This is a genomic window from Streptomyces sp. NPDC054794 (genome assembly GCF_053611585.1).
The window spans coordinates 48,299-66,946 of the sequence record NZ_JBSHAQ010000010.1; the positions used below are offsets into that span (position 1 = coordinate 48,299).

The 18,648-nt window shown below is 69.0% G+C and carries 16 protein-coding genes and 1 pseudogene; 8 read left to right on the forward strand and 9 right to left on the reverse strand.

What is annotated here, in order from left to right:
- The first annotated feature begins 42 nt into the window (after positions 1-42).
- Entirely contained in the window at positions 43-1,284 is a 1,242-nt protein-coding gene (locus ACWGKT_RS12875; protein ID WP_453273598.1) for a sensor histidine kinase, read from the forward strand.
- Between the two features lie 1,177 nt (positions 1,285-2,461).
- Here the strand turns inward: ACWGKT_RS12875 and ACWGKT_RS12880 are convergent.
- The gene (locus ACWGKT_RS12880) at positions 2,462-2,917 is read right to left on the reverse strand and encodes a hypothetical protein (RefSeq protein WP_453273599.1); all 456 of its coding nucleotides are present in this window, start codon (positions 2,915-2,917) and stop codon (positions 2,462-2,464) included.
- Positions 2,918-3,457: 540 nt separating this feature from the next.
- Complete coding sequence (locus ACWGKT_RS12885; RefSeq protein ID WP_453273600.1) at positions 3,458-4,972, reverse strand: MauE/DoxX family redox-associated membrane protein; 1,515 nt, start codon at positions 4,970-4,972, stop codon at positions 3,458-3,460.
- A 791-nt stretch (positions 4,973-5,763) separates the two neighbouring features.
- On the opposite strand from ACWGKT_RS12885, the gene ACWGKT_RS12890 reads away from it, so the two are divergent.
- From ACWGKT_RS12890 to ACWGKT_RS12900, 3 genes are all read left to right on the forward strand, one after another.
- The gene (locus tag ACWGKT_RS12890; RefSeq protein WP_453273601.1) at positions 5,764-6,018 is read left to right on the forward strand and encodes a DUF6332 family protein; all 255 of its coding nucleotides are present in this window, start codon (positions 5,764-5,766) and stop codon (positions 6,016-6,018) included.
- A 356-nt stretch (positions 6,019-6,374) separates the two neighbouring features.
- A complete protein-coding gene (locus ACWGKT_RS12895; RefSeq protein WP_453273602.1) occupies positions 6,375-6,980 on the forward strand; it encodes a carboxymuconolactone decarboxylase family protein in 606 nt (201 codons plus the stop codon).
- On the forward strand, positions 6,973-7,776 hold the full coding sequence (locus ACWGKT_RS12900) for an SDR family NAD(P)-dependent oxidoreductase (RefSeq protein WP_453273603.1): 804 nt from the start codon (positions 6,973-6,975) through the stop codon (positions 7,774-7,776). The genes ACWGKT_RS12895 and ACWGKT_RS12900 overlap by 8 nt, the downstream gene beginning before the upstream one ends.
- A gap of 71 nt (positions 7,777-7,847) precedes the next feature.
- Here ACWGKT_RS12900 and ACWGKT_RS12905 read toward each other — a convergent pair whose 3' ends face one another.
- The 6 genes from ACWGKT_RS12905 to ACWGKT_RS12930 form a co-directional block, all read right to left on the reverse strand.
- Entirely contained in the window at positions 7,848-8,507 is a 660-nt protein-coding gene (locus ACWGKT_RS12905) for a TetR/AcrR family transcriptional regulator (RefSeq protein ID WP_356152099.1), read from the reverse strand.
- A gap of 155 nt (positions 8,508-8,662) precedes the next feature.
- Positions 8,663-9,940 carry an ABC transporter substrate-binding protein gene (locus ACWGKT_RS12910; protein WP_453273604.1) on the reverse strand — a complete coding sequence of 426 codons (1,278 nt, stop codon included), beginning with the start codon at positions 9,938-9,940 and terminating at the stop codon, positions 8,663-8,665.
- A gap of 5 nt (positions 9,941-9,945) precedes the next feature.
- A complete protein-coding gene (locus tag ACWGKT_RS12915; protein ID WP_453273605.1) occupies positions 9,946-11,067 on the reverse strand; it encodes a branched-chain amino acid ABC transporter permease in 1,122 nt (373 codons plus the stop codon).
- Complete coding sequence (locus ACWGKT_RS12920) at positions 11,064-11,954, reverse strand: branched-chain amino acid ABC transporter permease (protein WP_453273606.1); 891 nt, start codon at positions 11,952-11,954, stop codon at positions 11,064-11,066. The genes ACWGKT_RS12915 and ACWGKT_RS12920 overlap by 4 nt, the downstream gene beginning before the upstream one ends.
- A complete protein-coding gene (locus ACWGKT_RS12925; RefSeq protein ID WP_453273607.1) occupies positions 11,951-12,757 on the reverse strand; it encodes an ABC transporter ATP-binding protein in 807 nt (268 codons plus the stop codon). Before ACWGKT_RS12925 ends, ACWGKT_RS12920 begins: the two co-directional genes overlap by 4 nt.
- Positions 12,754-13,512 (reverse strand): ABC transporter ATP-binding protein, encoded by a 759-nt coding sequence (locus tag ACWGKT_RS12930; protein WP_453273608.1) that lies wholly within the window; start codon positions 13,510-13,512, stop codon positions 12,754-12,756. The genes ACWGKT_RS12925 and ACWGKT_RS12930 overlap by 4 nt, the downstream gene beginning before the upstream one ends.
- Positions 13,513-13,698: 186 nt before the next feature.
- Between ACWGKT_RS12930 and ACWGKT_RS12935 the strand changes: the two genes are divergently transcribed.
- From ACWGKT_RS12935 to ACWGKT_RS12950, 4 genes and pseudogenes are all read left to right on the forward strand, one after another.
- Positions 13,699-14,994, forward strand: a complete 1,296-nt coding sequence (locus ACWGKT_RS12935; protein WP_453273609.1) for a PucR family transcriptional regulator — start codon at positions 13,699-13,701, stop codon at positions 14,992-14,994.
- On the forward strand, positions 14,991-15,659 hold the full coding sequence (locus tag ACWGKT_RS12940) for a TetR/AcrR family transcriptional regulator (protein ID WP_453273610.1): 669 nt from the start codon (positions 14,991-14,993) through the stop codon (positions 15,657-15,659). Before ACWGKT_RS12935 ends, ACWGKT_RS12940 begins: the two co-directional genes overlap by 4 nt.
- 318 nt (positions 15,660-15,977) lie before the next feature.
- Entirely contained in the window at positions 15,978-16,868 is an 891-nt protein-coding gene (locus ACWGKT_RS12945) for an alkaline phosphatase family protein (protein WP_453273611.1), read from the forward strand.
- A 5-nt stretch (positions 16,869-16,873) separates the two neighbouring features.
- Positions 16,874-17,833, forward strand: a pseudogene (locus ACWGKT_RS12950) (MFS transporter); the annotation flags it as partial.
- A 256-nt stretch (positions 17,834-18,089) separates the two neighbouring features.
- On the opposite strand, the gene ACWGKT_RS12955 reads toward ACWGKT_RS12950, so the two are convergent.
- The gene (locus ACWGKT_RS12955) at positions 18,090-18,470 is read right to left on the reverse strand and encodes a WhiB family transcriptional regulator (protein WP_453273612.1); all 381 of its coding nucleotides are present in this window, start codon (positions 18,468-18,470) and stop codon (positions 18,090-18,092) included.
- Positions 18,471-18,648: the final 178 nt, after the last annotated feature.

Genomic DNA, 18,648 nt, shown 5'->3' on the forward strand with positions numbered 1-18,648 from the left:
CGCAGCGCATCCGCCCAGGTGAACGGCCCGCATGATGAGGGCATGAGACAGCGCGTGGTGCGAGTCGCCCTGACCGCCGCTCTGGTCGCCGTCGTCCTCCTGGCCGTCCCGCTGGCCCTGGCGATCAGGTCCTCCCTGTACGCCGACCAGCGCGACACCCTGGAACGGTCGGCCCTCGCCGCGGCCGTACATGTGAGCCCGGACTTCGTGAGAGGCGACCCGGTGGAACTGCCCGCGCCCCCATCTGGCGGCCGTCTGGGCCTGTACGACCTTCGATTGCGACTGCGCGCGGGCAGCGGCCCCCGGTCCGGCGATGCCCCGCTCCGGCAAAGCCTTGGCGGTGAGGTGGTACGGCGCCGGGCGGGCCCGGACCTGGTGGTGGCCGTACCCGTCTCCCATGCCGAGAAGGTGATCGGCGTCGTGCGGGCCTCGTCTCCCGCCGTTGCCGTACGGAATCGGGTCGCTGTCGCCTGGCTGCTGCTGCTCGGCGTGGCAGCGCTCGCGCTGACCGTCGCCGTCCTCGTCGCCCGCCGTCAGGCCCGGGTGCTGGCCGCGCCGCTGGAGGACCTCTCCCGCCAGTGCCGGGCGGTGACCGAAGGCGACCTGACCGTACGGGCCGCCCCGAGCAGCGTCGCCGAGATCGACCAGGTCGCCCGCACCCACAACGAGATGCTGCACAGCCTTTCAGAGCTCCTACGCCGCGAACGTGACTTCACCGCGAACGCCTCCCACCAGCTGCGCACCCCGCTCACCGGCCTGCAACTCGCCCTGGAGGCGGGCCTCGCCCAGGACGACGACGCCCGGTTGCGGCCCGTGCTGGCCGAGGCGCTGGCCACCACGCAACGCCTGCACCACACGGTGGAGGAAGTGCTGCGCCTGTCCCGCTCCGAAGAGATGGCTCGCCTCACCGCCGGGACGGTCGCCGTACGACAGCTGCTGCCGGAGACGGAGGAACGGTGGCACGGGCTCTTCGCCCAGGACGGAAGACGTCTGGAGTGCGCCACCGAGGAGACACCGGCCGACATCCGGGTTCAGGGCGCGTCCGTCTCGGAGGTACTGGGGATCCTGCTGGACAACGCCCGGGTGCACGGGCGCGGCACGGTCCGGGTGGCGGTGCGGGATCTGGAGGATGCCCTCGCCTTCGACGTGAGCGACGAGGGCGCCGTGACGGGCGAGCCGTCCCGGCTCTTCGACCGCGGGCGCACCGGCGACGGGCTGGAACGGGCATCGGCCTGGCCCTTGCCCGTGACCTGGCCGTCTCGCTCGGTGGCAGGCTCTCGCTGACCAACCGACACCCGGCTACGTTCACCCTGCTCCTTCCCGTCGACCAGGATGGGACACATGGGGCAGGGACACCGGGGTGAGACGGGCCGCGTACAGCGAAGTGAGGCGGGCCGACGAAGAGTACGGCCGTGCCGCCGGAACGCAGATCGCGGTGCGGGGCCTCCAGGGGGCTGTCATCTGAGCGGCCCCGTGCCGGGTGGGGACCAGCCGGTCGGTCCTGCCGTGGTGGTGGTGGTCTTGAAGCCTTCGGTCTTGTTTGCTCGAAGGGCGAAGTTGTTGGTGAACGTCTTGCTGAGGTCCACCGATCACCGGTTGGATACTGGCCACTGCAGTCGTCGCGGGCATGACCCGAGCGATCAGCCGCCAATGACGCTGTGCCCAGCAGGATCGGTGCCGCCGCAGACCCTTGGCAGATGGCGGCAGGGATGCCAGCTGGCCTGAGTTCACGTGGACCCAACACAGGTCGTTCCTTGAATCCCACGCGGTCGCGCCCTGGTCCCGCACGACGTGCCGGATCCCAGCTGATGCTGGACGACGGGTGACCATCACCAAACGTCGGCATGCCATCAGCCGATATCGGGCACCAGATGTCGGGCAACAATCACCTGTGCATAGGGACTTCGACCAATCCGCGAGTAACACCCAGAAACGTCAAGGGCACCGCGGTGACCGCCAGGACAGCGGTGATCGGGAGCGACCACTCCCCCGTCTGGTCGTCGCGCTGCACGAGTAGCGCCAACTGCCCGTCGATATGGGCAGGGCTCATCTCTGGCGCAGATCGTCGGATGGGGGGCCGTCGGGGCAGAGGGGTCAGCATTTCCGGCGCCATGTCGCGGTGACGGCCGCGGCGCCTCGGCGGAGGCTGATGTCACGCCATTCACCAGGCGAACGGGCCAACAGCGACGCGTCATACTGCCGCCTGCTGGGGACGGCCCGAGGGCACTTGGGGCGTCGTCGGCCGGGGTGGCCGGCGCGGGCAGGGAGGCCGGTTCGGCCGTTGACGTTGGGGGGACGGGCTGCCGGGTGGCTTCTGCGCGAACCCAAGCGGCGATGACGGCGTAGATGTCGCGAGACATGGTGAATCTCCTGCGGTGTGGACCGGTTGCTGGCAGCGCGGACTGGCCGTTGCTGCCCCCGCGCCCGAGCCGGGCAAGGGGGAGCGACGCGGCCGGGCCGGTCAGCAGCGCAGGACGTCGTACCGAGAGAGTTGGTCTGCGGCCCGGCGATGAGCCGAGGCTGGTGCCCGTCCTTGGGCGCCAAGGGCAGTGACCCTGGCGAGGGCGTCGCACACGACCCGATGCCAGCCGAGTACCACCAGGCGGGAGCGGTGGCGGCAGCGCGAGACGATGGACGCCCGGTGGCCTCCGCCGTGATGGGGTGCGTCGCGCACCACGTCGAGGCCGCCGTCCGACGACGATGACACCTGCAGGGTCTCGCAGGTGTCATGCTCGTCGGACGTTGGCGTCAACGCCTGCGGATGGTGCAGGACAGCGCTGTCGCCGGTAGCAGACGGCGGCACATCAGCGAAGGCGGGAGTGAACGTCGTGATCAGGAATGCCAGTAAGGCCACCAGCAGCGTACCGCGCACACCGCTGCGGGCCGCGTGTCGGCCGGTGTTGACAGCGCTGGACATGCAGGGCCTCCCCCAGGGTGTCCGGGAGAACAAATCCCCTGGACAAGGGACGACACACTCGACATAACCCAAAAGGGGCCACAACGATCCGTGAGTGGGTGAACGGAATCAAACCTCTATGCGCATGCCGATGATTCAGCCGACCTGCGCTCTGTGACGCGAGCGCAGTCACGCGTCACCGCCCGCGTCCTTCGGTCCCGTTCGGTGATGCCGCGGGTGTCCTTGATGTGCAGAGAACCCAGCATGGCGCCCTTCGGGACGGTGACCGGGAAGCGGGAGTACCCCCCTCGAGCGCCACCCGCTCCAGGTCGCCTTGGCCGATGATGTGCACGACCGTGCGCATCCGCCGTGCCGGGAAACGTCTCGATGCCCTGCCCGTCGGTGATGACCTGGTGCTGGCTGCTCGGAGCCGGCACGGGCAGCAACGGCTCAATGAGCAACCACAGTTCAACCGACACGATCCACGGCCGCGACTGACGTCACCCCCACGACCAGACCGACGAACGGACAAGCCCGAGGTCACATGATCAACCACTTCTGTTAGGGCCAGTAGACGGGAAGGTCATCGTTGTCCGTGCCTGTCGGGCATGCTTCGGGGAGTGTGACTGATAGGCCGATGCTCTCCATCGCGGCTTGGAAGGGGACACCGGGAGGGGTTGCCGCTGACCAAATCACGGAGGTACAGGTACTGGTGTCGCAGTTTCCCCCGAATGTGAAAAAGTCGCCGCTCTCCACGGACTTGCAGCGGCACACTGCGTTTCTCGGGTTGTACGGGTCGATTTCGCACTCCACGTCCAGACAGTTTGCCCATTGCGCTCGGGATGTGCAGGACATGGTGCGGGTATGGTGGTTGGTGTTTTGCGTCGAGAACGTGGATACCAATCTCCTGTCGACTGGCGCCCGTTCTGCACACGAGGTATAGCCGTAGGAATAACCGTATTCCACCACGCAGCGGCAGATGAGGATGTTCGGGTCGCTCGGCGAGGGTTTGCAGGCGGCTTTGGTACACAGCGCGTAGCGCTGTTTGCAGAGCCATCCCCCAGCGAACTTCACTTGCTTTGGTCGCCAGTTCGCCCAGGTAAGGCCGCGGGCCGTCGCGCGGGGGGCGAAGACGGCGGGCACCACCAGGGCCGAGGCGAACAACAGCGCGCGTCGTGCGACCGTTGATCTACCTCGCGGTTGGAGTGCCCTGGTCACCAGGTCGGCGATCTCTGCTGACCCGACTGCCGGCGCGGCGGCGAGGACCTGGTCGGTGTCGATCAGCAGTGCGCTGGGCGTGCCGGTCAGACCGTACGTGGCGAGCAGCATTCGGTCTTCGTCCACGAGTAGGTTCCGCAGCCCGTACTCACGTGAGACGGCAGCGCCGTCCGCGGAGGAACCGCCGTTCACGATTGCGATGGTCAGCCGGTCTGCATGGGCCTGTTGCCACCGGGCCACCTGTGGCAACAGTGCGTCGCACGCGCTGCACGCGTGATCAGTGAAGAGAAGCAGGAGTGGCTGATGCGCGGCGGCAAACAGTTTGGCGAGAGTCCATTCTTGTCCCGTTGTGTCCGGCAGTGAAAAGCCCGGTGTGACCATGCCGGGTCGCACTTTCCTGGATCGCTTGAGTCCCAACACCACCCAGCACGCCGCTGCGATGGTCCCCAGGCCCGTGAAGAACCATGGGACACGTCCATCGGTTGCGACGAATCCCGCCGTGACTACGAGGAGCGCGTTGCGTGCGAGCGTGCCCCACCCAACCGGTGTGGCGCGTAGCCCGCCGAAGCAGTGGCAATCCGGGGTCCGGCCGCGTGCCATGCTCACCATGATGGCCAAACAGAACGTCAGCAACAGTCCGAGCGCTCCAAGCGCACCGATTCTTGCCCACGGGTTGACGATAAGGGCCAGGGCTGTAGCGAACTCGTAGGAGATGAGAAGGTATCCAAGCGGCATTCCGGTTCGAGCCGGGAGGCCGAAGCTTACGATGGCGCGAGGCAGTCTCTTGTGGTCCATGAGTTTGGCGATCCCCGCGACCCCGAAGACCGCAGCCAACACCAGCCGTGCCGCCAGGACCATACCCGCTCACTCCAAACGTTCTGGACGCCCTCCGGACGGAGCGCGGGCATCACGCACACGTACCACGGCTCTCCGGTCGACTCGTACCGCCTTGCGAGGCCGCGAACAACACTCCACAGGTCAGACTCACCCAGACGGCCGTGAGCCCGGCGGCCGATCGACATCGATGGCGTCCGTTGAAGGTCCTCGGCTGATTGCGTAGCGCTTCCACTCCGGCGCTGCGGGGCCCTGCCTTTCTGCCACTGCCCGCACAACGGCCTCTGCCGGATCGGGAGCGCTTCAGCGTACGTAGAGGTCGCCGGCGTACTCCCCGTGGCTGTCGCCAACTTCCACCCCGACGCCGGGCTGACTCGGCACCTGCGGACGCTGGACATGCGCGGGAAGGCTGGCGTGAGGTCATCTCTGAGGTCCTGGAAGGTGGAGGCCGCAGTGTGACGTTAACGGTCTTCACATGGGCGAACCGCGTTCGACCGGGGCGCGGTTGCAGTCCCGCCGTATCGCCACCGCCCTGTCGGCGTCGTCCAAGAAGAGGCCGAGCCCCTCGATCGCCGCCCTCCGCACCCGCGTATCTCGGTCCGAAGCGTAGAGACGAAGGATCCACACGCTCGCGCATCAGTACGGCGCTGTCCGCACCGGCCATCGACTCAGTGCCGTCCGGCGCAGTGCGACCGGGGCCTGCACCCGCTGCGGGCCCCGGACGCGACCGAACGGTACGAGGACGAGACCGGTGAGGAATGAACTGAGCGGGATTTCGAATACGAGGGCCTGACGGTCTGTGTGAAACTTGCAGCATGGACATGGGGCGGGAGTCGCGGTGGGAGAAGGACGCGATGACGGTGGAGATCATGTTCGCCCTGGTGACGGCTGCCGTCCTGGCCGCAGCCGTGTTCGGCGCGCTATTGGTCCCAGCACTGGTCGTCGGTGTCTCGGAGCCTGCGGGCAAAAGCCTGCTCGTGGTGGGGATCGTGCTAGCTGCCCTTGCTGCGGTGTGGCGTGTGGTGCGGGTGCTGCTCCGCTTCGATGCGCGTCGGCATCGAGGGCGTTGACCCCAGGTCGATCTCACTCACACCCGAACGCCTCTCGCCGCATGCCCGCGACACCGAGCTGGACAACGCCGGGCGGGCCGCGCTCAGTCACGGCGTGACGGTACGGCGCGGCCAGGGCTACACGCTGCGCGTCACCGCCTCGCTCGCGGTCCACCGCCAACTCCTCGCCCGCCGCCAGCTCCTCGACGGCACACAGGGCACCCCGGCGGTCCCGGCACAGCGCGAGGCCCCCCGCGAGTACGAGAACCTCATGGCGACAGGAACCGCGGACAGAGCCAGATTCAAATCTCGCGGGAGTTCACTTGCTAAGCGTTCAGCCAGTCTCCTATCGTGGGTGCCTCACGTTGGAGGTCTCGATGTCACAGCCCCACGAATCCGCCGAGCAGACCCAACCGCGGGTGATGCCGCTCCCCGAGGAGCACTGGGACACACGAACCCGGACGCTGCTGGCCACCGCGGCTCGCGACTTTGGGGGCCGGATCCCGAACATCTTCACCACGCTCGTACGCCATCCCGACCTCTACGAGCAGTTCATGCCGTTCGGGGGTCAGTTGCTCCGTAGCGGGCGCCTGCCGGGCAGGCTCCGCGAGCTGCTGATCCTGCGTACCTCCCGCAACACCGGGGCCCGGTACGAGTGGGGACGACACTTTCCTCTCGCCAAAGCCGCGGGCGTCACGGACGCGGACATCGACCGCCTCGCCGAGGGGCCCGAAGCCCACGGCTGGACGGAACTCGAAAGGCACCTGGTCCGGGCGGCGGACGAACTGAACGGCCACGCAAGGCTGTCCGACGCCACGTGGGAGGTTCTGGCCGAGCACTTCACCGACGCCGAACTGATCGAGATCGTCATGCTGGTCGGGCAATACCACATGGTGGCGTTCTTCCTGAACACCATCGGCGTGGAACTGGACCCCGGTTTCGACAGCACAGGCTTTGCGGAAGGAGGCCGGACCCATGGGTGAAAGGGACCTCAAGCGGGCGGCCCGTCGCCTGGCCGGCCGCAAGGTACTGGTGGTCGGCGCCGGCACCCGTCCCGACGACGACCCGCACGCACCCGTCGGCAACGGCCGCGCGATCGCTGTCCTCGCCGCCCGGGAGGGCGCCGACGTGGCCTGCGCCGACGTGTCCGTTACGGCCGCGGCCGCGACTGCCGAACTGGTCGGCGCCGAAGGGACGCTGGGGATCGCCGTGGCGGGTGACGCCACGGATGCCGAACAGTCGGCCGCCATGGTCGCCGAGGCGGTCCGCGGACTGGGCGGTCTGGATTCGATCGTGGTCAACGTGGGCGTGGGTCTCGGCTCCGGGCTGGAGGGCTCGTCGCCCGAGGAGTGGGACCGTGTGCTCTCACTGAACCTGCGTGCACCTTTCCTGGCCGCCCGGCACGGGCTTCCCGCGATGGCTGAGGGAGGCGCCGTCGTCTTCATCGGGTCGGTCGCCGGATTGCGTGCGGCCACCAACTCGCCGGCCTACGACAGTTCCAAGGCGGGTCTTTACGGGCTCACCCGCCATGTCGCCAAGGAGGGGGCGGCACGCCGTATCCGCGCCAACCTGGTCGTCCCCGGCCTGATCGACACCCCGATGGGACGACAGGCCTCCACCAAGCGGGTCTCCCGGACTTCCTCGTTCGAGCGCATCCCCCTGGGCCGCCAGGGCAGCGCTTGGGAAGTCGCGGAGGCCGTCACGTTTCTGCTCTCCGACCGTGCCTCGTACGTTACAGGCCAGAGCCTGGTGGTCGACGGCGGGCTCAGCGCCGTGTGACGCGCGTTGTCCCCGTCCCCTGCGTCCCCCGTCGACCGCCGCACGTTGCGACGCGGCGGCCGACAGGCGGCTCAGTCGTCGCCTCGCGTCGGCGAAAGCCCGAGCACCAGCATCTCGTGGGCGGCCCGTCCGATGTCCGCCAGGCGGGTTCGTGCAGAGTCCAGTTGGTACTGCAGGAGCACACCGCGAGCGATGCTCTCCGCCAGAAACGCCTGCGCGACCACGTCCACGTCCGGGCGGATGCTCCCGTCCGCGATGCCCCTTCGGATGTCCTCCTCGATGCCGCTCCGCACGAGACTGAGGTGGTCGGCCATCAAACCCTTGACCCCGTCATCGCTGCCGACCGCCTCGACGAGCAGCACCAGCAATGCCCTCGCCCGTACGCCCGGCTCAGGCTCCGCCAGACGGGCGAAGAGCTGGTCGAGCTTGGCCAGCACAGCCTCCAGTCCGCTCATCCGGGCGTACTCGGGCCGTGCCCGGAGCAGGTCGATGAACGTCTCACGGATGTCGGCGACCACGTCCTCGACGAGCCCGGCCTTGGACGTGAAGTGGTAGTTGACCATGCCACGGCTGACTCCCGCACGGTCGCCGACCTTCGCCACCGTCAGCCCGCGGTAGCCCTGCTCCGCGAGAATCTCCAACGCCGCGTCCAAGAGCCTGCGCCGTGAGGCCTCCCGCTGGTCGTCGCGCTTGGTCGGGGGGCGTCGGGCCGCCGCAGTTGGTTCGCTCATCGCAGCAGCAGTATGCCATCGACGGCTGGGCTCCCTGTGCCCGTGGGGCAGGAGCGGGCCGTTGCAACATGCAACATGCGGTACCGAGATACTAACCAGTCGGTATGTCACGGGCGTCCGGGGGCGGCCAAATCCGCCCCCGGACCCTGCCGCGCTCAATCAGTGAGCGGACCGAACTCCTTGCGAGTGTCCACGGGCTTGCCGAAGAGTTGCCACCGTTCGCCCTTGAATCGCATCAGCTGCAGTGTCTCGATCGGGAAGGCGTCGTCCGGCCCGGTGGACAGGGTGACCCCGGGCAGCAGCATGCCCACCTTGACGTCCCTGAGATTGCGCACCGCGTCCCGCAGCCCTTCGCGGGTCGGGCACTTCATCGCGTCCAGGGCCTTGTGCAGGCTCGAGGCGACGGCCCAGCCGTAGGCATTGAACTGGTTGGCCGGGTCGGCATCAGGTGCGTACTTGTGCATCGCGTCCTGATACGTCTTCACCTCCGGGTCCTGCGCCCACCGCGGGTCGGCAGGGTCCTTGAAGTACGTGGCGGACACCACCCCTTGGACGTTCTTGAAGCCGACCGGCTTGAGCACCGCGGCCGACGAGGACACGTTGTTCACAATGTGCAGCGGATTCCACCGGGTGTTCTTGGCATCGGCGGCAAGGGCCTGGCTGCCGAACTTGGGCGTGGTGACGTCCAGCAGCACGTCCGCCTTGGCGCGGGCGAGGCTCGTCATCTGCGCCGAGACCGACGGGTCGGTGACCTCGTAGCTCTCCTCCGCGACCACCTTGACGCCGCTGCCTGCGACGGCCTTCTTGAACCCGCCGAGCAGGTCCTTGCCGAAGTCGTCGTTCTGGTAGAGGACGGCGACCTTCGCCTTCGGCTTCTCGTCCTTGAGGTACTTGGCGTACATCCGTGCCTCGGCAACGTAGTTGGGCTGCCAGCCGATGGTCCACGGGTGCTCGGTGTCCGTGCCCCAGACGGAGGCGCCCGTGGCGACGAAGGGCTGCGGAACCTTCTGCTGGTTGAGGTAGTCCCACACGGCCGCCGTGGAGGGAGTGCCCAGGGTCTGGAAGACGGCGAATACCTTCTCCCTCTCGACCAGCCGGCGGGCCTCCTCCACCGCCTTGGGCGGCTGGTAGCCGTCGTCGCGGACGACGAACTCCACCTTACGGCCGCCGATGCCGCCGTGGTCGTTGACGTACTTGAAGTAGGCGGCGATGCCCTTGCTGATCGTGCCGTACGCGGACGCCGGCCCGGACAGCGGGTATATCCCGCCCAGCTTGATGGTCTTGTCGGTGATACCCGTGGTCTGCTGGCCCTTGCACGCGCCGCCGGCGACGGTGCCCTGGTCGTCCTGCCCTCGCTGGGTGCTGCAGGCCGTCGCGGTGAGCAGCGCGGCGGTCGCTGCCGCGGCTGCCCGCAGAGCGGTGATGTTTCGCATGTGATTCATTCCTTTTCCGTGCGGGGCGGTGCGCCCACGGGTTCGGCCTCGACAGATTCGGGATCCGCAGGGGTGGGGGGCGCGGACGGTTCGGACGTGGACTCGGGCGGAGGCTCCGCCACCGGCGATAGTTCGGATGCGGCTGCGCCGGCGCGGCGACGGGCGACGGCAGCCCCAGCCCGGCTCGCCAGACCGGCCAGCCCGGTCGGAGCCACGGACATCACCGCGATGATCAGCAGGCCGAACACCACACCGGGTGCCGCCTCGCTGAGGTCCTGGGCCACGCTCGGCACGTACATCACGAACGCCGCGCCGAGCAGCGGTCCGTACAGCGATGCGAGCCCTCCGACCACCAGGCCGGCCAGCAGCGTGATGGACAGGACGAAGCTGAACGAGTCCGGCGAGACGAAGCCGATCACCCAGGTGTACAGGCACCCGGCGACACCCGCGAACATCGCGCTCCAGGCGAAGGCGAAAGTCTTGTGCAGCGACAACCGCACGCCCATGACCTCGGCCGCGCTCTCGTTGTCCCGCACCGCGAGCAGCGCGCGCCCGACCCGGGAGCGCAGCAGGTTGCGGGCCAGAAGGAGCGCCACCGCCGCGACGGCGAGGACGAGGAAGTACGTCCACTGGTCCTCCGCCAGTCCGCTCCAGGCCGGCGGCTGCGGCTTTCCCACCGTCAGGCCCATGGAGCCGCCCGTGACGGCCTCCAGCCGCTTGAGCAGCGGCGGCAGGAACACAGCCAAGGAGAGGGTCACCAGCGCCAGGTACAGCCCGCGCAGCCGCAGTGCGGGCACCCCGAAGCCGAGTCCCAGCAGGAAGCATGCTGCGGCCGCGACCGGCAGGGTGGCCAGGTGGCCGGTGTCGAACCGGTCGAGCATGATCGCCGCGGTGTAGGCGCCGGCCGCGAAGAACGCACCGTGGCCGAGCGAGATCTGTCCGCCGAATCCGACGAGCAGGTTCAGTCCGGCCAGCGCCACGGCGTATACCAGCACCATGGTCAACTGGAAGACCTGGAAGGGGGCGAAGTAGAAGGGCACCACCATGGCGACGGCCGCCGCGAGCAGCGCGGCGAGCGCGAACCGCGCGTGCCTGGTGCGGTCGAGGACCGCGGTCATCGATCTCATGCCCGTTCCACCGCCGCCCGCCCGAACAGGCCCTGGGGGCGCACCAGCAGCACCGCAAGGATGATCACGAGGGGTACACCGACTTTCAGATCGGGGCCGATGACGTCCACATACGCGCCCGCCAGCGTCTCGGCCACTCCCACGAACAGGCCGCCGACGACCGCGCCCACCGGACTGTCGAAGCCCCCGAGGGTGGCCGCGGCGAACGCGTAGATGAGCACCCCGCCCATCATGTTCGGCTCCAGGAACAGCACCGGAGCGACCAGCACGCCCGACACCGCACCGACCGTCGCGGCCAGCCCCCAGCCCAGCATCAGCACACGGCTCACGCGGATGCCCGACAGCCGGGCGGACGCGGGGTTGCAGGCGACCGCCCGCATCACCAGGCCGATCGAGGTGTGCTGGAAGAGCAGGTACAGCAGGCTCATCACCGCGGCCACCACGCCGATGATCCCGAGGGTGGACCAGTCCACGCGCACCCCTGCCAGGTCGATCCCACCGTCGGGGAACGGCTGCGGGAAGTCCTTGACGGTGAACGACCAGATCAGACCGGCCGTCGCGTTGACGAAGATGAACAGGCCCACGGTGACGATGACCACCGTCAGTTCGGGCGCATCCTGCACAGGGCGGATGACGAGACGCTCCACCAGCATGCCGCCGACGAAGGACACCGCCAGCGTGACCGGCAGCGCCAGCCAGAACGGCATTCCGGAAGCCACCAGTTGCCAGGCCACGTAGGTGGAGAGCATCGCGAGTTCGCCTTGCGCAAAGTTGACGATCCCCGTGAACCGGTGGATCAGCACCAGGGCCAGTGCCAGGCTGGCGTACACCGCTCCGGAGCCGACCCCTTCCACCACTTGCTGGAGCAGATCTGTCAAGGTGCTCACCCGCCCAGCCCGGAGCGTGCCGGAACTCCGAGATAGACCTCGGCGACCTGCCCGTCCTGGCGGATCTGCGCGGCCGGTCCCGACAGCACCAGGCGGCCGGCCTCCAGCACGTGGGCCTGATGCGCAATGTCCAGCGCAAGTTGAGCGTTCTGCTCGACGACGACCACGGTGGTGCCCTCCTCCTGGTTGACGGTGCGGACGATCTCGAACAGCTCACGCGTGACCAAGGGCGCGAGCCCCAGGGAAGGCTCGTCCAGCAGCAGCAGCGCAGGCCGCAGCATCAGCGCCCTGCCGATGGCGAGCATCTGCTGCTCGCCGCCGCTCAGACTGCCCGCGGCCTGCCGGGACCGCTGGCGCAGCTTGGGGAAGTACTCGTAGATCCGTTCCAGGTCCACCACCACGGCCGCACGCTCGCCGCGGCCGCGCCACGGGCCCCGGGTGCGCAGGTGCGCGCCGATACGCAGGTTTTCCTCGACGGTCAGCTCGTTGAAGGTGCCACGACCCTCGGGCACATGTGCCACACCGAACCTTGCGGCATGCTCCGGGGAACGGCCCAGCAACTCGGCACCGTTCAGGGTCACCGATCCGCGGCCGCGGATCATGCCGCACAGGGCCCGCAGGGTTGTGGTCTTGCCCGCGCCGTTGGGTCCGAGGACGGCGCACACCTCGCCCCGTGCGACGGAGAAATCCAGTCCGTGGAGCACTCGGGCCTGGCCGTATCCGGCATGCAGGCCGGAGACCTTCAAGAAGTCCCGCTCCGCGCTCTCCCCCGCCTCGGTGCCGTCGATGGGAGGCCCACTCACGCCGCCACCCCCAGGTACGCCTCGATGACGACCGGATCGCGCTGGATCTCCTCCGGCGGGCCCTCAGCGATCTTGCGCCCGAAATCGAGGCACACCACCTTGTCGCACAGACCCATCACGAACCCCATGTGGTGCTCGACCACCACGAGCGTGACGTCGAAGTCCCGGCGCACCGACCGGACCAGATCCGCGAATTGTCCGACCTCACCGTGGCTGAGGCCGTTGACGGGCTCGTCGAGCAGCAGCAGCCGGGGCCGAACCGCGAGGGCCCTGGCCAGTTCGACGCGTTTGAGCGTGCCGAACGGCAGCCCGGATGCGGGATGGTCGGCGACGTCCTCCAGGTCCAGCCGCCGCAGCAGATCGTCCGCCCGATCACGCAGTTCCGCCTCCTCCCGCCGGACGCGGGGCAGCCGGAGCGCCGCCGCGAGGTGTCCGGTACGCCCCCGGCTGTGGGCGCCGACCATGACGTTCTCCCGGACCGTCAACCGCGGGAACAGGCCCAGGTTCTGGAAGGTGCGGGCGATGCCGCACTCGGCCACGGCGTACGGCGCCAGGGCGAGCAGGTCCTCACCTTCGAACGACACCGTCCCCGCATCGGGGGTACAGCGCCTGGTGAGGCAGTTGAACAACGTGGTCTTGCCGGCTCCGTTCGGCCCGATAAGCCCCACGGCGGTGCCCGGCTCGACGGTGAACGCGACACCGTCCAGTGCCGTGATTCCGCCGAAACGCACGGTGATACCGTCGACCGTGAGCATGAGTGACGCCCCTTCCGACGTGCTGGGATGTGGGCGAGCGTCACAGTAGGTGGGGGCCTTCCCGGCGCACATTGGGTGCGAGCACCCAACTTCGGGTCCGCCGACCTGTGCGCGGCGCACAATGCCGCCGACATCTCCCCCACCGCACCTGTTGACGGGACACGAGGAGACGACGACGATCTGCGCATGCCTCGCGGTCTCACCCTGGGCACCCCAGGTCTGTCCGAACCACTGCTCCAGGAGCGGCGGCGGATCCTGCACGCCGTCGAGGAGCGGGTCGAGGACGTGGTGGAGACCGCAGTTGCCGTGATGCGTACCGAGATCCCCTCGTACGCCCTCCAGAACGAGCCGTTCTTCGACGACGTACGCGACCAGGTCCTCACGCACTACCGCATCAAGCTGGCAGCACTGGCCGACGACCGGGAAATCGCCCCGGAGGACCTGGCCTTCAGCCGCGCGGCGGCCATGCGCAGAGCACGAGCGGGGTTCGCCCTGGAGGACTGGATGAGCGCCTTCCGGATCGGCCGGCAGGTCTTCTGGGACGCGGTGGTGGCCGGCGTGGGCGCCTCGGAAGCGGCGCATCAGGCCGCGCTGTCCCTCGTCACACCCATGATGCGGTACGTGGACTACGCCAGCACGCACGCGGCGCAGGCCTATGTGGAGTACCAACAGCACGTCGTCGCGGACGCGGACCGCGAGCGCCGGGACCTGCTGGAGCAGCTCCTGGCGGGCGTGGCACCGACGCGTGGTCCGCTGCTGGCCGCAGCACAGGCGTACGGCATCGGGCCGCATTCGCCGATGATGGTGGTGGTGGCGGTCTGCGACAGCGAAAATTCCAGCGGGGACCTGGCCTCCGCCGAAAGCGGCTACGCCACGAGCGCGGCAATCAGCGTCGCCGGCGTCTGGGCCAGCAGGACACTCGTCGTCGTGCGCCAAGGCGAGGTGGTGGCCGTACCCGTGATGCGCGCCGGCATGGACGAAGAGGACATGTGCAGCCACTTCGAAGGCGTGCAGCAGCGGCTCGGCCGCAAGGGGACCGTGCTGTCCATGGGCATCAGCACAGTGGCCCGGGGCGCAGCCGAACTGCCGCGCGCCTACCAGGAGGCGAGGGCCGCCCTCGACCTGGTGCCCAATGGTGGCGGGGTGGCGGCGCTGCCGCGGCTGTCCCCCTTCGACTACCTGGCGCTGCGCGCCGACGACCTCGCCCGCCAGCTCGTCGATCCCCGAGTGCGTGCGCTACTGGACGAGGACCGCAGACGGGGTGGCACGCTGGCGGCCACCATTCGGGCGTTCGCGGAGGCAGACCTGAACCTGCGACTGGCCGCCGACCGACTGCGGGTGCATCACAACACGGCGCACTACCGCTTGCGCCGCATCGAGGAACGCACCGGATGCAATCCACGCCGGATCGCAGACCTCCTGGAACTGCTGGTCGCCCTCGCCATCCGCGACGAGGCCGGGGAAGGTGGGGATTGCCGATGAGCGGCTTCGTGGAGCCTGCTGGGACCGAGGTGGCGGCACGTCATCGGCCCGACGAGCACGGGACATCCCGCTTGCCGGAGGAACCCCGCGAGCCGGACCTCCCCCTCCGACGCGCGCTCCTGGACGCGGCATTGAAGGTCTTCACCGAGCGCGGCTACGCCGACGCCGGCCTCGCCGAGATCGCGGCACACTCCGGCATCCCCGTGGGCAGCCTCTTCCAGCACTACGGAGGCAAGCGCGGGCTGTACCTGGCGCTGTGGGAGGAGTTCCGGGAGGAGCAAGAACGCCGGACCGCGGCAGCGCTGGCCGCGGCGCGCGGCCGCGGAGTGGACGACCCCGTCGCCGTCTTCACCGCGGGCGCACGGGCCTACCTGGACGGTATCTGGAACAACCGGCCACTCGGCAGGCTCCTCGCCGAGGACGACGGTCCAGCCGGCTTCGACGCGCTGCGCCGCCAATGGGACCGGGCATGGGTACGGCGCAACGCCCGACTGCTACAGGTCGACGAGCGGCACCGCGCAGGCCGGGTCAGGGTGATCGTGCTGACCACGGTCATCGGAGGGGCGGCGCGCGAGCTGGGCGACTGCGCGGACGAGACAGAGGCCCGGGAGATCGTGGACGAGGTGTGCGGCATCCTCACCCACCTGTCGACTCCGCCCGGCTGAACCGCGACGCGGACGGTGAGCACCGCCTGCACGCCGCTCTTGTGGCGTTCGTGTCCCACCCGGGCTGTTGCGCCGGGCCCGGTCCGTTGGCACGCCGGGCACTCAAGACCGGCTCGAACAAGGGCCAGCAGGGAATCGAACGCTGTGCCCGTCGTGGCGTGACGCCTGCTCGGCAAGCCTTTGCTTTGCGTGACTTGTGCGTGACCTTTGCTTGGCGGAGTCCACCGTTCGTCTGCCCTTCACGCAGAGCGTGCTTGGGACTTCTAGGGTTGCCGCGCCGCTCCCCACACGACCGTCACCTCTGTCCGGAGGACAGTCATGACCGCCGTCAAGGCTCCCAAGCGCACCAGTCGCCCGCACGCCGCACTCGCCGGGGCTGTCGCCCTGACCGCCACGTCGATCGGTCTGTGGGCCGCCACGACCTCCCCCGCTCAGGCCGCCGCCCTCCCGGCCCCCGACCACGTGGTGGTCGTGGTGATGGAAAACCACGCCTACTCGCAGGTCATCGGCGGCTCCAGCGCCCCGTACATCAACACCACCCTCAAGGCGGGGGGCGCCAACCTCACCCAGTCCTACGGCCTCACCCACCCCAGCGAGCCGAACTACTACATGCTCTTCTCGGGCTCCAACCAGGGCCGCACCGACGACAGTTGCGTCCCGGTGGGTTCCATCTCCGCGCCCAACCTCGCCTCCGAGCTGATCGCCGCCGGGCAGACCTGGAAGAGCTACAACGAGTCGCTGCCCAGCCAGGGTTCGACGGTGTGCAGCAGCGGCAAGTACGCGCAGAAGCACAACCCGTGGTTCGGCTTCTCCAACGTGCCCACCAACACCGCCATGACCATGGCGCAGTTCCCGACCGACTACACGACACTGCCGAAGGTCTCCTTCGTGGTACCGAACCTGTGCAGTGACATGCACGACTGCTCGGTCTCCACGGGTGACACCTGGATCAAGAACAACCTGGGTGCCTACGCCACTTGGGCCCAGAGCCACAACAGCATCCTCGCCGTCACCTTCGACGAGGACAACAAGCTGTCCGGCAACCGCATCCCCACCGTCCTCTACGGACAGCACGTCGCGCCCGGAAGCTCCAGCTCCACCGCCTACAACCACTACAACGTGCTGCGCACCGTCGAGGACCTGGCCGGTCTGACCACGCACGCGGGCAACGCCGCCTCGGCATCCGACATCACCGGCATCTGGAACTGACGCCCGTGCATCTCGCGGACTCCCGCAGCACCAAGCCCGCCGTCGCCCCGGACACCCGTACGGGGCGACGGCCGGCCACCGTGCCCGGCACCGTACTGCCCTGGGTGCGGTCAGCCTGATCACGGACATCTCCTCGGAGATGATCACGGTCTTCCTGGCGCTCTATGTGGTGGCGGGCCTCGGCCTGCCCCCCTCGGATTCGGCCTCCTCGACGGCATCAACAATGGCGTCGGGGCCCTGGTCCGGCCGGCCGGCGGCCACCTCGCCGACCGGGGAGGCCGCCGCTTGGCAGGCGTCGGCTATGGCCTGGCGGCGCTGTGCAAGCCGCTACTGCTGCTCGCTCACACCCTCCCCGTGATCGGCGCCGTGCTCGCGGCCGACCGCAACGGCAAAGGCTGCGCACCGCTCCCCGGAACGCGATGATCTCGCTGGCGACTGAACCCGAGCACCGGGGAAGAGCGCTCGGCGTGCACCGCGCCATGGACACCACCGGCGCGCTGCTCGGCCCGCTCGTCGCCTTCGCCGTGCTACGTGCCACTGTCGACGGCTACGAGGCGGTCTTCGCGGTCAGCGGCTGTGTCGCCGTGCTCGGGGTCTTGGTACTGGTGCTCTTCGTGCCCCGCCACATCACCGCCGCCGGTCCCGCACAGCCGCCCGAGCCAGAGCGGCCGACGCTGCGCGATGCCCTCGGGCTGCTGCGCCGCCCGCAACTGCGCCGGCTCACCGTGTGCGCGGCCCTGCTCGGCCTGACCACGGTCAGCGACGCCTTCCTCTATCTGCCGCTCCAGCGCGAAGAGCCCCTGCCGGCCCACCTGTTCCCGTTGCTACCGCTGGGCACCGCCGCTGTCTTCCTGATGCTCGCCGTTCCGCTCGGCGCACTCGCCGACCGCATCAGCCGCCGCCGGCTCTTCCTGGCCGCGCACGGGGTCCTGCTGCTCGGCTACGGCCTGGTGCTCAGTCCCTGGCGCGACAGGGCCCCGGAGAAGGACGTGACGATCGCCTTGGTCGCGCTGTAGACGCCGAGGGGGGACACCGGGGCGTAGACGAGTGTCGAGGAGACGTTGAGCAGAGCGCCACCAGACCGGGCCTGCGCGAGGAAGGCGTGGCGAGGGTGACGAGCGCGTGGACACGCTGACGGGCGAGCAGGCCGGCGGTCCGCCAACCAGCCCCTGCCCACAGCCCTACTCGCTCGCAGAAAGACCGGCCCCCGACATCCGCGGTTCAGCCCGTTGCGGCCGAGCGCTCGTCGCCGCCCGGGCGTGACTGTCGGGCATGTTCTGTGCGTGCCGCTTCCAGCAGGGTGCGCCAGGAGGTCACCGTCGGCCGGCGCCGCAGAAGGGCTCGCCGCTCCCGCTCGGTCATACCGCCCCACACACCGTGCTCGATCCGATTGTCGAGGGCATGAGCAAGGCACTCGGTCCGCACCACGCACCCGGTGCAGACGGCCTTCGCCCTGCTCTGCGCAGCGCCCTCGACGAACAGCTCCTCCGGATCAGCCGCGCGGCAGGCCGCGCGCTCGCTCCACTCCCCATCCGTGCCCACCCCTGTGCCGTCCTCTCCCCGAACCGGCCCGACCCGCTCCCCCACGTGCGGGACACGCATTCGAGACCGTACGACAACCACCCCCGCACAGGGAACCTCGTCACCCCGGCAACCATCCCCTCGGGGGACAGTCCCAGGGCCGGGGACGATGAAGGGGGATGCTCACGCAGTCGGGTGTTCAGCACGTACTCGCGCGAGGCGCCGACCTCGCGGCGCAGTGCGGACAGGTCGACGTCGA

What these genes read in the sequence shown, in the direction of transcription:
- ACWGKT_RS12935 (WP_453273609.1), top strand. Translation starts at nt 13,699, where the DNA reads ATGCCTCGCGGTCTCACCCTGGGCACCCCAGGTCTGTCCGAACCACTG.
- ACWGKT_RS12890 (WP_453273601.1), top strand. Translation starts at nt 5,764, where the DNA reads ATGGACATGGGGCGGGAGTCGCGGTGGGAGAAGGACGCGATGACGGTG.
- ACWGKT_RS12945 (WP_453273611.1), top strand. Translation starts at nt 15,978, where the DNA reads ATGACCGCCGTCAAGGCTCCCAAGCGCACCAGTCGCCCGCACGCCGCA.
- ACWGKT_RS12880 (WP_453273599.1), bottom strand. Translation starts at nt 2,917, where the DNA reads ATGTCCAGCGCTGTCAACACCGGCCGACACGCGGCCCGCAGCGGTGTG.
- ACWGKT_RS12905 (WP_356152099.1), bottom strand. Translation starts at nt 8,507, where the DNA reads ATGAGCGAACCAACTGCGGCGGCCCGACGCCCCCCGACCAAGCGCGAC.
- ACWGKT_RS12910 (WP_453273604.1), bottom strand. Translation starts at nt 9,940, where the DNA reads ATGCGAAACATCACCGCTCTGCGGGCAGCCGCGGCAGCGACCGCCGCG.
- ACWGKT_RS12875 (WP_453273598.1), top strand. Translation starts at nt 43, where the DNA reads ATGAGACAGCGCGTGGTGCGAGTCGCCCTGACCGCCGCTCTGGTCGCC.
- ACWGKT_RS12930 (WP_453273608.1), bottom strand. Translation starts at nt 13,512, where the DNA reads ATGCTCACGGTCGACGGTATCACCGTGCGTTTCGGCGGAATCACGGCA.
- ACWGKT_RS12885 (WP_453273600.1), bottom strand. Translation starts at nt 4,972, where the DNA reads ATGGTCCTGGCGGCACGGCTGGTGTTGGCTGCGGTCTTCGGGGTCGCG.
- ACWGKT_RS12955 (WP_453273612.1), bottom strand. Translation starts at nt 18,470, where the DNA reads ATGCGTGTCCCGCACGTGGGGGAGCGGGTCGGGCCGGTTCGGGGAGAG.
- ACWGKT_RS12915 (WP_453273605.1), bottom strand. Translation starts at nt 11,067, where the DNA reads ATGAGATCGATGACCGCGGTCCTCGACCGCACCAGGCACGCGCGGTTC.
- ACWGKT_RS12900 (WP_453273603.1), top strand. Translation starts at nt 6,973, where the DNA reads ATGGGTGAAAGGGACCTCAAGCGGGCGGCCCGTCGCCTGGCCGGCCGC.
- ACWGKT_RS12895 (WP_453273602.1), top strand. Translation starts at nt 6,375, where the DNA reads ATGTCACAGCCCCACGAATCCGCCGAGCAGACCCAACCGCGGGTGATG.
- ACWGKT_RS12940 (WP_453273610.1), top strand. Translation starts at nt 14,991, where the DNA reads ATGAGCGGCTTCGTGGAGCCTGCTGGGACCGAGGTGGCGGCACGTCAT.